Genomic DNA, 13962 nt, shown 5'->3' with positions numbered 1-13962 from the left:
CTGGGACAAAAGTAGTTTTGTTGAAGGGAAATCCGACCGATGAATTCAAATTCTTGATGGAGAATCTCGATTCCTCGGTCGGATTTTTTCATGGTGATAGTGAACGTAAATTTCATGTGTGTAGGCGTAGGTGCTTCTAGCTGTGGATTGATTTCGTTATCTCCCAGCCTCTATTTAATTTGCGTCCAACTTATTTGTTATTTGTTTTGCTGTCAGAAAATTAATCAACTCTCTTACAGCGAATGAACTGTAGCGTTCTTTTAACAGAATAATTCCAAGTTCCCACATCATTTCAGGATCTGCAATAGGTACCGTAATAATATTGGAATCTTTCACTTTGGCATAAAGCGATTCGGGTAAAATAGCAATACCTAGTTCTGCTGCTGTTAATTCAATAATTAAATCCCATTGAGAACTTTTATATGCGATAGAAGGCACAAATCCTGATTTTAAAGCATCTTGAATTAACCGGTCGTGCAGCGTAAATTCTTCACTGAACATAATGAATTTTTCATGCTCCAATTCTTTCATCCAGACGGAAGAACGTTTCGCTAAAGGATGGTTTTTATGGGCGTATAAAAGGAATCTCTCCTTAACGAACGGGTATAAGTGAAAATGCTCATCATGACCGCTTGTGAGAGGAAGCATAACAATCCCCATATCTACACCAGCCTCTTCCACAAGGGCTTCAATTTTTTTTGCTCCAAATTCAATAAGCTCTAGAGATACTTTAGGGTATTGTTCATTAAATGCTTTTGCAATCTTCGGGAAAAACAAGGTCCCGATGAGCGGAGGGATTCCCATCTTGATTTGCCCTGTTTGCAAGTTCATTAAATCGCCCAACAAGTGAGGCATGTCTTTTAACACCGACAGCGCTTTAGTTGCCTGATGATACACGACTTCTCCTGCATCGGTTAGCTTTAATTCTCTTGTTGAACGGTCAAGAAGCTCAAATCCTAGTTCATTTTCTACTTTTTTGACGGCTTTACTTAAAGCCGTTTGTGACAAATGAACTTGCAGCGCTGCCTTTGTAAAATTTTTATGATTCGCTACCTCTATAAAGTATTCTAAGTCTCTGATTTCCATGTGAAACTCCATTTCTGCAAACTGCTTATCCTTTTTTTTTACTCTTTATTTTAACCATTAAATTATTTACTGTAAATGCGCTGATTAAAAAAGGGAGCTATCCAATGAATAAAAACGAGGAAAGGAAATGAACTAAAGTTTCTGTCGAAATTGATTTATAAAACCAATAATCTTTTTATAGAGAAACATAGATTTTGCTACTAGCTGATGAGGAATATAAAGATTTTTGCCTGTACGTTCGGGCAAAAATGCAAAACTTATCAAAATAACTGAAAGCCCAAAGGCTGCAGCTGTAATCTCTATCCAAGAAAACACCATATCATTCCTCCTTTTACAAACCTATTAATAGAATATGTAAAAGTTTGAAAGGAGGTTGTACGATAGACCTATAAAGAGCGTCGTCATTAAGCTCTCTCAAAATAAAATGACGTCAAAGAACGCAGGGCCTGTGTCAAACGTTCTTTGACGTCATTTTATTTTCGCTCTTCAGCTTGATGCTCTTGTTTGTTTTGCTCAGTGAGACGTTTTTGATGAGCTTTTGTTTCTGCACTTACGTGATTCGCATCATTCGGTTGATTCTTCTTTGAACCTCCTGCAGCGTTACTCATTAGACGACACCTCCAGTCCGGTTATGAAACATACCTATAGAATGTGCGTATTTACAAACTTTATACACGGCTATCGATATTACTGCACACGAAAAAAGCAAAGGGAGAGTCACTAAGACTGTTCCCTTTGCTTTTTTACTAGGCGACTTTATCGGTGGTGATAATTTTGTTAATCCAGTCTTTTCCTTCTGTAAACCTTGTAACAAGCATCGCTGTTACTGTATTTCCCGTACTGTTTAAGAGCGTAGCAGGGGCGTCAATAATTGTGGAAATGACCGCAATGATGGGCAGAACTTCTGGCGAAAATCCGTAAATTGTAATGATTAACATTTCGCCAATCATACCGCCTCCAGGAATTGCTCCCATTACGGCTCCAACTAAAAAGGCTACGCCTAATATGCTCAAAATACTCGTAGCAGACGTCATATCTTTGCCGAACAAACTGAATAAGAAAACAATTTTTAGAATACCACCGATAACAGAACCATCTTTATGGGTGTTTGCTCCTAATGGAATCACTGTTTCAGCAATATCCAGCGGCACACCCATTTTCTTTGTTGCGTCTAAATTGACTGGAATAGATGCCGCGGAAGAACAGGTAGCAATAGCAGTGATAGAAGGAGCAGCTGCATTTTTCCAAAACAGCTTAATTCCTGCTTTACCGCCAGCAATCCATGCGTATAGCGTAAAGAAGCCAAAATAGTAAACGATTGCAATTAATAAATAAAGAATAAATGCTCTAGCATACCCTTGCAAGATCTTTGGTCCAAGTTCTCCTACTACAGTAGCAAAATAGCACCCTAAACCAATTGGAGCATAGTACATGACAATTTTAACGACTTTCATCGATACTTCTTGACCCGAAGTCAGAAATTTCGCCATAGGCTGTCCTTTTTCACCAGCCATCGTGGTAGCAATACCGAAGATAACGGCAAAGACAATTAATTGTAAAATATGCTCTTTCGAAAATAACTGAACAAAATCAGGTACAGTAAATGTACTAACAAGCTGATTTAAAAGCGTCATTTTTTCAGCTGTATTTTCACTGTCACCCATTAATTCTTTAATGGCAGAAGTATCTACGTTGTGCAGCGGATTGTAAAGTGATGCGCCTAAAAAGCCTAGAACGGCTGAAACAGCAGCAGTGGCGACAAACACAACGGCGATACCTAGCATAATTTTACCAAGACGTTTCATTTCGTTCATGTTTGCGATTGCCGAAGCCACACTAAAAAAGACAAGGGGAACGATAATCATGAACATTAAATTAAGAAACAAATCACCAAAGGGCTTTACGACTGCCACATCGGGCCCGATAGCATATCCTGCTATCCCGCCAATTAAAATAGCGAGAAGCAGAATAAGCGATGATCTGTACGTTTTAAATACACTTAAAACCATATAGATTTCCTCCAAACAACAATAGCTTCTTTACTACGCAAGAACAGCTATCATTTGCTCATTGCATACGTAGTAACGACTGGCTTTACATCTTTACGCACCAAATCTTCGTATGTTTCTCGCTCTACAGCAAGACGAGCTTCTCCATTTTTCACAAATACAACAGCAGGGCGCGGAATACGGTTGTAATTGCTAGCCATTGAATAGTTGTAGGCACCTGTAGAGGATACTGCTAGTAAATCTCCTTGATTAACGCGCGGTAAATCGATATCCCAAATAAGCATATCTCCTGATTCACAGCATTTCCCCGCAATTGATACTGTTTCATCTTTTTTATCCGTCACTCTATTAGCCAAGACAGCTTCATGTTTTGCATCGTAAAGAGCAGGACGGATATTATCGGTCATACCGCCATCAATTCCTACGTATTTGCGTACACCTGGAATCTCCTTCGTTGAGCCGATTGTATAAAGCGTTGTACCTGCTTCTCCTACGATGCTTCTTCCAGGCTCAATCCAGACTTCCGGAAGGGTATAATTCTGTTCAGTTAACGTGCGGCTTAGCTTTTCTGTCAGTGCATCTACATAATACTCAACTGGAAGTGGAGAGTCGCTTTCGGTATAACGAATACCAAAACCACCACCTACGTTTAAAACTTTTACTTCAAATTCCATTTTATCACGAATACTGAATAAGAAATCAGTTAAAATATCAATGGCGCGAGAAAAACCATCTACTTCAAAAATTTGCGAACCAATATGACAATGAATGCCTAAAAGATCGTAGTAAGGCTTTTCTAATGCAGAACTTACCGCTTTCATAGCCTGGTCATTGGAAAGACCAAATCCAAACTTGGAGTCTTCCTGTCCGGTCATAATATACTCATGTGTGTGGGCTTCAATCCCTGGAGTAACACGCAGAAGAATAGATGCTTTCTGTTTGCGCTCAGCTGCTAAGGCATGTAAAACTTCAAGTTCGGTAAAGTTATCCACAACAAAACAGCCAATATTCGCATCAAGAGCCATTTCAATTTCTTCAATCGTTTTGTTATTTCCGTGAAAATGAATGCGTTCAGCTGGATATCCCGCTTCAAGAGCTGTAAATAATTCGCCTCCTGAGACCACATCTAATGACATATCAAGCTTCGTTAAAAGGCTAGCCATTTCCATACAAAGAAACGCTTTCCCTGCATAGGCGATTTGATATGAAAATCCGCTTCTTTGAAAGGCTGAATGGAAGGCCTTGCATTTCGTCTCAATTAATTCTTGATCGTAGATGTATAGGGGAGTGCCGTATTGTTTTTTCAGTTCGACCGTATCACACTGCCCAATTTCTAAATGATTGCTGCTGTTAATTTTACTCGTTCCATGTAAGTACATAATCCGTATCCCTCCATTTAAATCATTCAACTATAACTTTGATGGTCAGTAGAAAAACACAAAAAAGACCCGTGAAGTGATGTTCACGCGTCTTGGTTTCATAATAATAAAGTATTATTACATTCTAGGCATCAACATCTCTTCAATAGCTCTCCACAAACCAAGTGGTTTGTGACAGCTCAGCATTTATTCAATACTGAACCAGTATATGAACACAATGGATGTTTATATACTTCGGCACGAAATCCCTTTTACTTATCTTCACAGACTCCATTAGTCTCCAATAAGTGACTCTTGATTTCATGCACCTCTATTCTCAGAGAGGAAAATTATATTTAAATGTAACTCCTATTATATTTCCTTTTCCTCTGTCTAGTCAATGAAAAGTTAAGGCATAGGAATATCAAAGAAGGTAAATAAAAAAGCTATGAAGCTTCCAGATAGAATCCAAGCAGCCAGCGCTGTCTTCTGATGAATGATTAAAAGTGAGAACGTGACAATATTGAAGAGAAAAGAACATAGCAGCGACCATCCATAATGATGAGTGATACTGTGATTAACATAAGCAATGAACTCAATCACAGTAAATAAAAGCGCCCATAAAAGAATCCACCACAGCCGGCCGCTTACATGCAGCGGCAGCCTTCCTAAAAAAACCGGTATAACAAACGGATAAATAATTAAGGTTATTCCAAGAGAAACCATTAGGTGATCGGGTAGAAAAAGATGATCAATACCAACAGGGTGAAATACCCATACGCGGTGATGAAACAGCAGCACTTCATAAAGCAAATTCCCCGTGACCCAAAACAGCAAAGTAGGGTAGTATTCTTGATACCTTCGCCACTTGCCAAATAGTAAACCAAGAATGATAAAAAATAATACAAATGAAGATTGCATACGCTCTCCTTAAAATAATGGTTATTTCTTTTTATTTACATATTATAGTGGTTTTATTCTTTCATTTTTTTATTCAGCACCTATAATAGAAAAGCCGTAAGCCACAGCGTTAAAGACGTACTACCACTATTTATGGCTTTCTTCACCCTGTTATAATCTTGGTAAAAGAACTTCTACCGCTTTTGCTTACGAGACTAAAGGAGCTATATGTCAAAGTCAGCAAGGCTTAAAAATAAGCTTAAAATAGCTTCGCCTAGTATGTGACTTCTTTTTTTGCTATGCTAAAATTGCATACATATAGCATGAGAATACTAGAAGAAAGAAAAGGGTGTTTCGGTATGAAAACATACATCGTAGTTGGAGCTGGGGTACTTGGAGCTTCTACGGCATATCATTTAGCAAAAGCAGGAGCAGATGTGACATTGATAGATCGCAAGGATGCTGGTCAAGCTACTGATGCAGCAGCAGGAATTGTTTGTCCGTGGCTTTCGCAGCGTCGAAATAAAGCATGGTACCGCTTAGCAAAAGGCGGCGCCAAGTACTATCAAACATTAATTCAGCAATTAGAAGAAGATGGAGAAACGGATACGGGATATAAGCGAGTAGGAGCAATTAGTTTACACACTGATGAACAAAAGCTTAAAAAAATGGAAGAACGAGCATATAAGCGTCGGGAAGAAGCCCCCGAAATAGGCGAGATTACACGTTTATCCGCTAAAGAAACACAGGCTTTGTTTCCGGCTCTTTCGGAAGAATACAGTTCAGTTCATATTAGTGGAGCCGCTCGCGTTAACGGAAAAGCTCTTCGAAACGCACTTGTGAATGCAGCGAAGAAAAACGGTGCAAAAATAATAGAAGGAAACGCAGAACTACTTTATGAAAATAATCGAGTAACGGGCGTTGCCGTAAATGGACAAACCCTTCTAGCAAGTACAACAATCGTGACAGCAGGAGCGTGGGCAAATCAATTACTAGAGCCTCTTGGAGTGAAATTTTTAGCAAGCTTTCAAAAAGCGCAAATTGTCCACTTGCATCTTCCTGATTTAGATACAAAAGACTGGCCCGTTGTAATGCCTCCAAGCGACCAATATATTCTTTCGTTTGAACAAGGTCAAATTGTCATAGGAGCAACACATGAAAACGACACGGGTTATGACTTGAGAGTAACGGCTGGGGGGCTTCATGAAATTTTTTCAAAGGCCTTATTAATTGCTCCTGGCTTAACAGAAAGCACAGTCTTAGAAACAAGGGTAGGGTTTCGACCATTTACTCCAGGCTTCTTGCCAGTCATCGGGGCTCTTCCAGCTTACGAAGGAATACTAGTAGCGAACGGTCTCGGAGCTTCAGGCTTAACGTCGGGTCCTTATCTTGGTTCAGAGCTTGCTAAATTAGCACTTGAAATGGAAATGGAAATTGATCTTAGCGATTATGATGTAAGAGGAGCTATTGAGTCCTAAGCAAATAGAATGAATGAAAACAAATAGAAGTTCGCAAACTATAACTACTATATGATGAAAGGAAGTAGATTGTTTGCGAAAGGTTATGATAAGTGCAGCAGCAGCTTTTTTATTTATGAGCGGGACGCCTGTATTAGCGGAAAACAATCCTCAGCCAGAAACAAAAGACGTGCAGCTGACGTCTCAGCAAAAGCAGGAATTATCCGTTCTTTACAAAGAAATGTTCGAAAAAAAGAAAGAAATACTTTCAAAATATGTGGAGTACGGCGTGCTAAGCAAAACGGAGAGTCAAAACATTTCTTCACATATGGAAAATCGCTATCAGCATATGGAGAAAAATGGGTTTGTTCCGAAGCGGCACTGTCATAAAATGCATCATTCAAAGTAATTCCTATTCACATAAAAAAGCGCCTATACAGGCGCTTTTTTTATGTGAATGAATGGAAAATATCTGCTTCTTTATCTAGTAAATTTTAAACGCCTCATGTAAAATTAAGAGAATGAGAACGATTAGGAAAGATGCTAGTGAGGGGTAGGTAAATATGAACGATGAACGAAAATAAAAAAATAGTCCGATTACATGCAGAAAATCATTCAGCTGAGGCTCTAGGAATCATATTTGCTTACAAACAAAAAGGTGACCACCTTGTTTACAGTATGTATCAAGGAGAAAGCGTTTCTGAGCAAAAAATACCTCTAGAAGAATGGGTCTCGTATGAGCATTTTTTCGAAGCGCTAAATAAAAAGAAAAAGCTTATGTACGAGCTTCAAATAAATGATAAACGCTATGTAGTAAACTTAACCCCTTTATCTTACACAGAAAAACCTGAAATTATGGGACATTGCGTGAATATAACTAGTTATCAGGAGAAAAAAGAACAGATTCAGCCTTTTATTTATCATAACGCAGATGCTGTTGCTATCGTTGACTTAGAGGGTAAAACGCTTCAAGTGAACCCTGCGTTTGAGAATACATTTGGCTGGACGTTTGAAGAAATTCATCAAAAGCCTCTTCCGATTATACCTTCGTTTTTAAAGGAGCCCGTGTGCGAACTTCATAAGACTATTCAATCAGGGGAATCGAAAACGGAATTCGAGACGGTCAGACAGCATAAAGACGGGCATTTAATTAATGTAAGCGTCACACTATTTCGCGTTGAAAATATGAATGATTGGCCGTTATGCATTGCGTTTGTCTATCGAGATATAACATCGCGCAAGCAGGATGAGACGGCTTTAAAAGAAAGCGAACAGCGCTACCGAAGTTTGATTGAGTTATCCCCGGAAGCAATTATCGTTCATAGTGAAGGTAAAATTGATTATATCAACCCTGCAGGAGCTAAAGCACTAGGATACAAGAATCCTCAAGATGTATTAGGAGCTTGTGTTTATCAGTTTGTTCACCCTGATTACTATGATGTTGTAAAACAGCGAATTTATCGAATGAAAACAGAAAATAAATCTGTGGATCTGCAGGAAGAAAAGTTTATTCATAAAGACGGTCATACGATTGATGCCGAAACCATTGCCTTTCCTATTCCGTATATGGGAAAGCAGGCCATTCAAGTTTTGTTTCGTGATATTACAGAACGTAAAAAAACTGAAAAATTGCTGCGTGAATCCGCTCAGCTTTCCTTAGTCGGACAGTTAGCAGCGGGTATCGCTCACGAAATCAGAAACCCTCTAACAGCGGTAAAAGGATTTATGCAGTTATTAGAAGAAACGAGCGGTCAGCCTTACTATGTAGAAATGATAAATCATGAGTTAGATAGAATCGAATTGATTGCCGACGAGTTCTTGAGTCTTGCAAAGCCTCAGGCGAAAACCTACAAAGACAAACACGTCCAAGATATCTTAGAGAACACGTTAAAGCTAGCTGAGGTGCAGGGGATTACAGAGAAAATTCACGTAAAAAAAGAGATTGATCTTCATCTTCCTCTCGTATTATGCGAAGAAAACCAGTTAAAACAGGTCTTTAGCAATATATTTAAAAATGCCGTCGAATCCATGCCAAGTGGAGGAACTGTAACGATTCAACTAAAAAGATTTAATCAGGAGAACCTTGTTGTCCGGTTTAGCGACGAGGGGCCAGGCATCACGCAGGAACGAATGCAGCATTTAGGAAAACCTTTTTATAGTACGAAAGAGAAAGGAACGGGGCTTGGACTGATGGTGTGCTATAAGATCATTCGAGAACATAGAGGAGAAATTAACTTTGTAAGTGAACTTGGAAAAGGAACTACCGTAGACATTCTTTTGCCTTTTAAAAAGTAGATTCTACTTTTATAAGCATGAAACCTTTTCTAAAGGGGAATACATGTTAGTGAACGAATAATGAGGTTAAAATAGGAGGGAATACGATGGAACGTATTGAAACGGGAGAGATTTTTACAATTTTAGATGAAAATGATCAAGAGCAAGATATTGAAGTGCTTGGAAAAATGACGATTGAAGGCCACGATTATATTGCCGTTGCGTTTGTGGAAGAAGTTTTAATTGAAACAGAAGAAGAAATTGATGTTTTCTTTTTAAAAATTGAAGATGATGGTGAATGGTCTTCAATTGAAGATGATGATGAGTTTGAAAAAGTATCAGCCGTATTTGAGGAAATGACATCCGCGTAAAAAGAGAGGTTACAACCTCTCTTTTTTTATTTATAAATAATATAATATTTAGAATTTTTCTAAAAATATCTTGCTGAATTATTTCCCTTCATTTATGATGAATATGTAACATACCAACCGGTTAGTAAGTAAATGAAAGCGAGGGACTACCGTGTATTTTTCTTACTCTGACAAAGTAGTGAAGCTGCAAAAAGAATTGAGCTCTTTTATGGAAGAGCATATTTATCCAAATGAACAGCTATACGAACAACAGCTGAATGAACAGCCATCTAGATGGTCAGCTGTTCCTCCAATCATGGAAGAGTTAAAAGAAAAAGCAAAGCGAGCTGGGCTATGGAACTTATTTTTGCCAGAAAGCGAATACGGAGCAGGTCTAACAAATGTAGAATACGCTCCTCTTTGCGAAATTATGGGCCGTTCTATTATTGGACCAGAAGCTTTTAACTGCGGAGCTCCTGACACTGGCAATATGGAAGTGCTGGTTCGATACGGAACGCCTGAACAGAAAGAAAAATGGCTAAAGCCTCTGTTAAATGGAGACATTCGCTCCTGCTTTTCTATGACAGAACCGGATATAGGTTCTTCTGATGCCACAAACATTCAGTGCAGTATTGTAAGAGAAGGCGATGAATATGTAATCAATGGAAGAAAATGGTGGTCTTCAGGTGCGGGAGATCCTCGCTGCAAAATTGCTATTGTCATGGGAAAAAGCGATTTTAACGCATCTAAATATGAACAGCAGTCTATGATTCTAGTTCCATTAAATACTCCGGGAGTTAAAATTGAACGAATGCTGCCAGTCTTTGGATACGATCACGCTCCTCATGGACATGCTGAAATTCATTATGACAATGTGCGTGTGCCAGCATCCAATATGCTTTTAGGCGAAGGAAAAGGGTTTGCTATTGCTCAAGGTAGATTAGGGCCTGGACGTATTCATCACTGCATGCGTCTAATAGGAGCAGCTGAAAGAGCGCTGGAAGAATTATGTAAGCGTATTCAAAGTCGTTCTACATTTAATAAGTTGCTTTCTCAGCAAGGGGTTATTCAAGAATGGGTGGCAGAATCGCGTATTGAAATTGAGCAAGCTCGCTTATTAACATTAAAAGCTGCTTATATGATGGACACAGTTGGAAATAAAAAAGCGCGGAAAGAAATTGCCATGATTAAAGTAATAGCTCCTGCTATGGCTTTAAAAGTCATTGATCGTGCCATTCAAGCATTTGGAGCAGCAGGTGTTTCAGAAGACACGCCGCTTGCGGCACTTTGGGCAAATGCCCGCACTTTGCGCCTTGCCGATGGTCCAGACGAAGTGCACAAAGCACAGCTTGCAAGACTTGAGCTAAAATCCTATCAAGAACAGGAGGCAACCTATGCACATAAAGGATCTGTTTGATTTAACTGGAAAAACAGCTATTATTACCGGAGGAGGCAGAGGATTAGGAGAGCAAATGGCAGAAGGGCTTGCAGAGGCAGGGGCAAATATTGTTCTATGCTCAAGAAAAAAAGAAGCATGTCAGCAAGTGGCTGATCGATTGGCCACCGTGGGCGTAAAAACCCTCGCTTTAGCATGTGACATCAGTCAGCCTGAAGATATTAAAAATGTCGTGCATCAAACGATTGAAACATTTGGACGCATCGATATTTTAATTAACAACAGCGGAGCTACGTGGGGAGCTTCGGCTGAAGAAATGCCTCTTGAAGCATGGCAAAAAGTGATGAATATTAATGTGACGGGCACGTTTTTAATGTCACAAGAAGCTGGAAAAGAAATGATTAAACAAAAAGCTGGTAAGATTATTAACATTGCTTCAATTGCGGGTCTTGGAGGAACGGACCCTCAGTATATGGATACAATCGGGTACAACACGAGTAAAGGAGCGGTCATTACGTTCACGAAAGATTTAGCTGTCAAATGGGGACAGCATAATATTCAAGTTAATGCAATTGCGCCGGGATTTTTTCCTACTAAAATGTCAGGTGCGATTATGGAACAAGGAAAAGATTATTTTCTAAGTCAAACCCCTTTAAAACGCTTTGGCTCCGAAGCTGATTTAAAAGGAGCGGCTGTTTTTCTTGCTTCTGCAGCGTCTAATTATATTACGGGCGATATTCTGACAGTAGACGGTGGAGTTCATGCTATGTGAATAAGAAAGGAGTTACTCAATGGAAGACGTTAAAAAATGGTTTACACCTTATCCAGAAGCCTACACTCATGACATTCACATCGAAGATATTTCACTATTTGATATGCTGAAAGAAACAGCCGAACGTTATCCTGCTCACACAGCCACGCGCATGTATCAGCATACGTTAACGTACCAGGAGCTGTACCACTCAGTTCGCGTATTTGCAGGAGCACTGCAGAAAAAAGGGATTAAAAAAGGAGATCGTGTAGCAATTATGCTGCCAAATTGTCCGCAATATATAATAAGCTATTTTGGCATTATAGCAGCGGGCGGCATTGTCACTCAGGTCAACCCCATGCTTGTCGAACAAGAACTAAAGCATATTTTACACGATTCCGGCGCAAAAAAAATAATTCTACTCGATGATTTTTATACGAGACTTCAAGAGATAAGGAATCGTGTTGAGATAGAAGAAGCGATAACCGTCAGCTTGCAAAAACCTTTTGTTCCTACATCACCAGACCTTTCCTTCTTAGATTTTCTAACCATTAAGCATGAATTTAATCAGCCGGTCATCCATCCAGCACACGATATTGCTGTTCTTCAGTATACGGGAGGAACGACCGGACCATCTAAAGGTGCGATGCTTACACATACAAACATTTACACAAACGCAGTTCAATCATACGAAATATTTAAGCATGATATTGAATTAGGAAAAGAAAAATGCTTAACCGTTATTCCATTGTTTCACGTATTTGGCATGACTTCCTGTATGCATTTATCAATTCTTTGCGGAAATGAAATATTGCTATTGCCGCGTTTTGATTTAGAAGAAGTACTAAATACAATCAAAAAAGAGCAGCCTAGTATTTTTCCTGGAGTGCCAACTATGTATGTCGCGATTACCAATCATCCGCGGGCAGAAGAATACAATATCGAAAGTATTCGCATCTGCAACAGCGGCAGTGCGCCAATGCCTGTTGAGCTGATGAAAGAGTTCGAACGAAAAACGGGTGCTAAAGTGTTAGAAGGGTACGGCTTATCAGAAGCGTCCCCCGTTACCCATTGCAACCTGCCGTTTTGTGAACGAAAGCCAGGCACAGTCGGACTTGGCGTTCCGCAAACTGCTTATAAAATTGTAGACGTGGCTACAGGAACAAAAGAACTGCCAAGAGGAGAGCTTGGAGAAATAGTGATTAAAGGCCCTCAAGTTATGAAGGGCTATTGGAATCAGCCTGAAGAAACAGCTCACGCGCTTAGAAACGGCTGGCTGTACACAGGAGATATTGGACAGATAGACGAAGATGGGTATTTATCCATTGTTGATCGCAAAAAAGATATGATTATTGCGAGTGGTTTTAATGTGTATCCTCGAGATATTGAAGAAGTTTTATATGAGCACAGCCACATTAAAGAAGCCGTTGTCATTGGCGTTCCGCATCCTTACAGAGGAGAAACAATTAAAGCGATTTTAGTAGTGAAAGAAGGAAAATCTCTTTCTGAAGAAGAGCTTACTTCTTATTGTCGACATCATCTTGCAGCTTACAAAATTCCGCGAATCTTTGAGTTTCGCGCTGAGCTTCCTAAGACCAATGTAGGGAAAATTTTACGAAGAGCACTGCGAGAAGAAGTGGTGAAAGAAACGATGTAAAGAAGCTGAACATAAACAAACTTTTTCAAAAGCTCCCTCTAAGCCATGGTATAATTTGTGAAAATGAGAAAAGACAGAGAGGGTTTGACGATGAAAGATTTGATGATGGAACGAAGCATTCAGCTTTTTGCTCAAAAAGGTTTCAAAGAAACGTCTATTCAAGATATTGTAAATGAATTAAACGTCACAAAAGGAACGTTTTATTATTATTTTAAAAGCAAGCAAGAGCTTTTAATGGATATTCACCTTCAATATATTGAAAGATTAATAGAAAACCAAGAGACGATTCTTGCAGATAAGACAATATCTTATCCTGAAAAGCTGCACAGCATTATTTTTAAACTTGTTCATGATATTGAGAAAGAAGGTCTTCGAGCTAAAGTGTTTTTTCGAGAGATGCGTCATTTGAGTGAAGAACACTTACAGCAAATCATTCCAAAGCGCGATCGTTTTAAAGAAAACGTACAGGAAATTATTGAAAAAGGAATGGAAGCAGGGCAGTTCCGTTCAGATGTGCCTTCAGATATCGTGACGCTAGGCATATTAGGAATGACAAATTGGAGCTATTTTTGGTTTCAGCCGGATGGTGAAAAGTCAGATCGAGAAGTTGCGGCTATTTTTTATAAGATGTTAATGAAAGGTATTCAGTCACAGTAGCTGCTAGGCTGGACAGTGCTCGTAAAAGGTGGGAAAGTATAAGCTCTTTCTCTCCTTTTATATTAAA

Annotated in this window: 14 protein-coding genes and 1 riboswitch; of the genes, 8 read left to right on the top strand and 6 right to left on the bottom strand. The window is 39.3% G+C overall.

The genetic code is table 11. The features are described 5' to 3' along the window. Window positions 1-174: 174 nt before the first annotated feature. The 6 genes from ACH6EI_RS12740 to ACH6EI_RS12715 form a co-directional block, all read right to left on the bottom strand. Entirely contained in the window at window positions 175-1086 is a 912-nt protein-coding gene (locus tag ACH6EI_RS12740; RefSeq protein WP_098112601.1) for a LysR family transcriptional regulator, read from the bottom strand. Between the two features lie 132 nt (window positions 1087-1218). Beyond that, a complete protein-coding gene (locus ACH6EI_RS12735; RefSeq protein WP_028413357.1) occupies window positions 1219-1404 on the bottom strand; it encodes a hypothetical protein in 186 nt (61 codons plus the stop codon). A 155-nt stretch (window positions 1405-1559) separates the two neighbouring features. Next, on the bottom strand, window positions 1560-1694 hold the full coding sequence (locus tag ACH6EI_RS12730; protein WP_013057043.1) for a hypothetical protein: 135 nt from the start codon (window positions 1692-1694) through the stop codon (window positions 1560-1562). 138 nt (window positions 1695-1832) lie between these two features. Next, window positions 1833-3095, bottom strand: coding sequence for a dicarboxylate/amino acid:cation symporter (locus tag ACH6EI_RS12725; RefSeq protein WP_033578970.1), 1263 nt, complete (start codon window positions 3093-3095; stop codon window positions 1833-1835). A gap of 50 nt (window positions 3096-3145) precedes the next feature. Further along, entirely contained in the window at window positions 3146-4474 is a 1329-nt protein-coding gene (lysA, locus tag ACH6EI_RS12720) for a diaminopimelate decarboxylase (RefSeq protein ID WP_014460106.1), read from the bottom strand. A gap of 138 nt (window positions 4475-4612) precedes the next feature. Next, a riboswitch (Lysine riboswitch) is annotated at window positions 4613-4795 on the bottom strand. A 66-nt stretch (window positions 4796-4861) separates the two neighbouring features. Continuing rightward, the gene (locus ACH6EI_RS12715) at window positions 4862-5374 is read right to left on the bottom strand and encodes a CBO0543 family protein (RefSeq protein ID WP_098112603.1); all 513 of its coding nucleotides are present in this window, start codon (window positions 5372-5374) and stop codon (window positions 4862-4864) included. 338 nt (window positions 5375-5712) lie between these two features. Between ACH6EI_RS12715 and ACH6EI_RS12710 the strand changes: the two genes are divergently transcribed. The 8 genes from ACH6EI_RS12710 to ACH6EI_RS12675 all read left to right on the top strand — a co-directional run bounded on the left by ACH6EI_RS12710 (window position 5713) and on the right by ACH6EI_RS12675 (window position 13895). Then, complete coding sequence (locus ACH6EI_RS12710; protein ID WP_028413354.1) at window positions 5713-6831, top strand: NAD(P)/FAD-dependent oxidoreductase; 1119 nt, start codon at window positions 5713-5715, stop codon at window positions 6829-6831. Window positions 6832-6904: 73 nt separating this feature from the next. Beyond that, complete coding sequence (locus ACH6EI_RS12705; protein WP_028413353.1) at window positions 6905-7219, top strand: YckD family protein; 315 nt, start codon at window positions 6905-6907, stop codon at window positions 7217-7219. A 161-nt stretch (window positions 7220-7380) separates the two neighbouring features. Further along, entirely contained in the window at window positions 7381-9105 is a 1725-nt protein-coding gene (locus tag ACH6EI_RS12700) for a PAS domain-containing sensor histidine kinase (protein WP_028413352.1), read from the top strand. An 86-nt stretch (window positions 9106-9191) separates the two neighbouring features. Further along, a complete protein-coding gene (locus ACH6EI_RS12695; protein WP_013057050.1) occupies window positions 9192-9455 on the top strand; it encodes a DUF1292 domain-containing protein in 264 nt (87 codons plus the stop codon). A gap of 151 nt (window positions 9456-9606) precedes the next feature. Further along, a complete protein-coding gene (locus ACH6EI_RS12690) occupies window positions 9607-10851 on the top strand; it encodes an acyl-CoA dehydrogenase (protein WP_028413351.1) in 1245 nt (414 codons plus the stop codon). Further along, a complete protein-coding gene (locus ACH6EI_RS12685) occupies window positions 10829-11602 on the top strand; it encodes an SDR family oxidoreductase (protein ID WP_028413350.1) in 774 nt (257 codons plus the stop codon). Before ACH6EI_RS12690 ends, ACH6EI_RS12685 begins: the two co-directional genes overlap by 23 nt. A 19-nt stretch (window positions 11603-11621) precedes the next feature. Continuing rightward, window positions 11622-13238: a long-chain-fatty-acid--CoA ligase gene (locus tag ACH6EI_RS12680; protein WP_028413349.1), complete on the top strand. Its 1617-nt coding sequence runs from the start codon at window positions 11622-11624 to the stop codon at window positions 13236-13238. Between the two features lie 90 nt (window positions 13239-13328). Then, on the top strand, window positions 13329-13895 hold the full coding sequence (locus ACH6EI_RS12675; protein ID WP_098999325.1) for a TetR/AcrR family transcriptional regulator: 567 nt from the start codon (window positions 13329-13331) through the stop codon (window positions 13893-13895). Window positions 13896-13962: the final 67 nt, after the last annotated feature.

The organism is Priestia sp. JSM ZJ58 (genome assembly GCF_044383985.1).
Classification (GTDB): Bacteria; Bacillota; Bacilli; order Bacillales; family Bacillaceae_H; genus Priestia; species Priestia zanthoxyli.
Note: the sequence above shows the minus strand (reverse complement) of the source record. Positions and strands in the feature narration are given on the sequence as shown.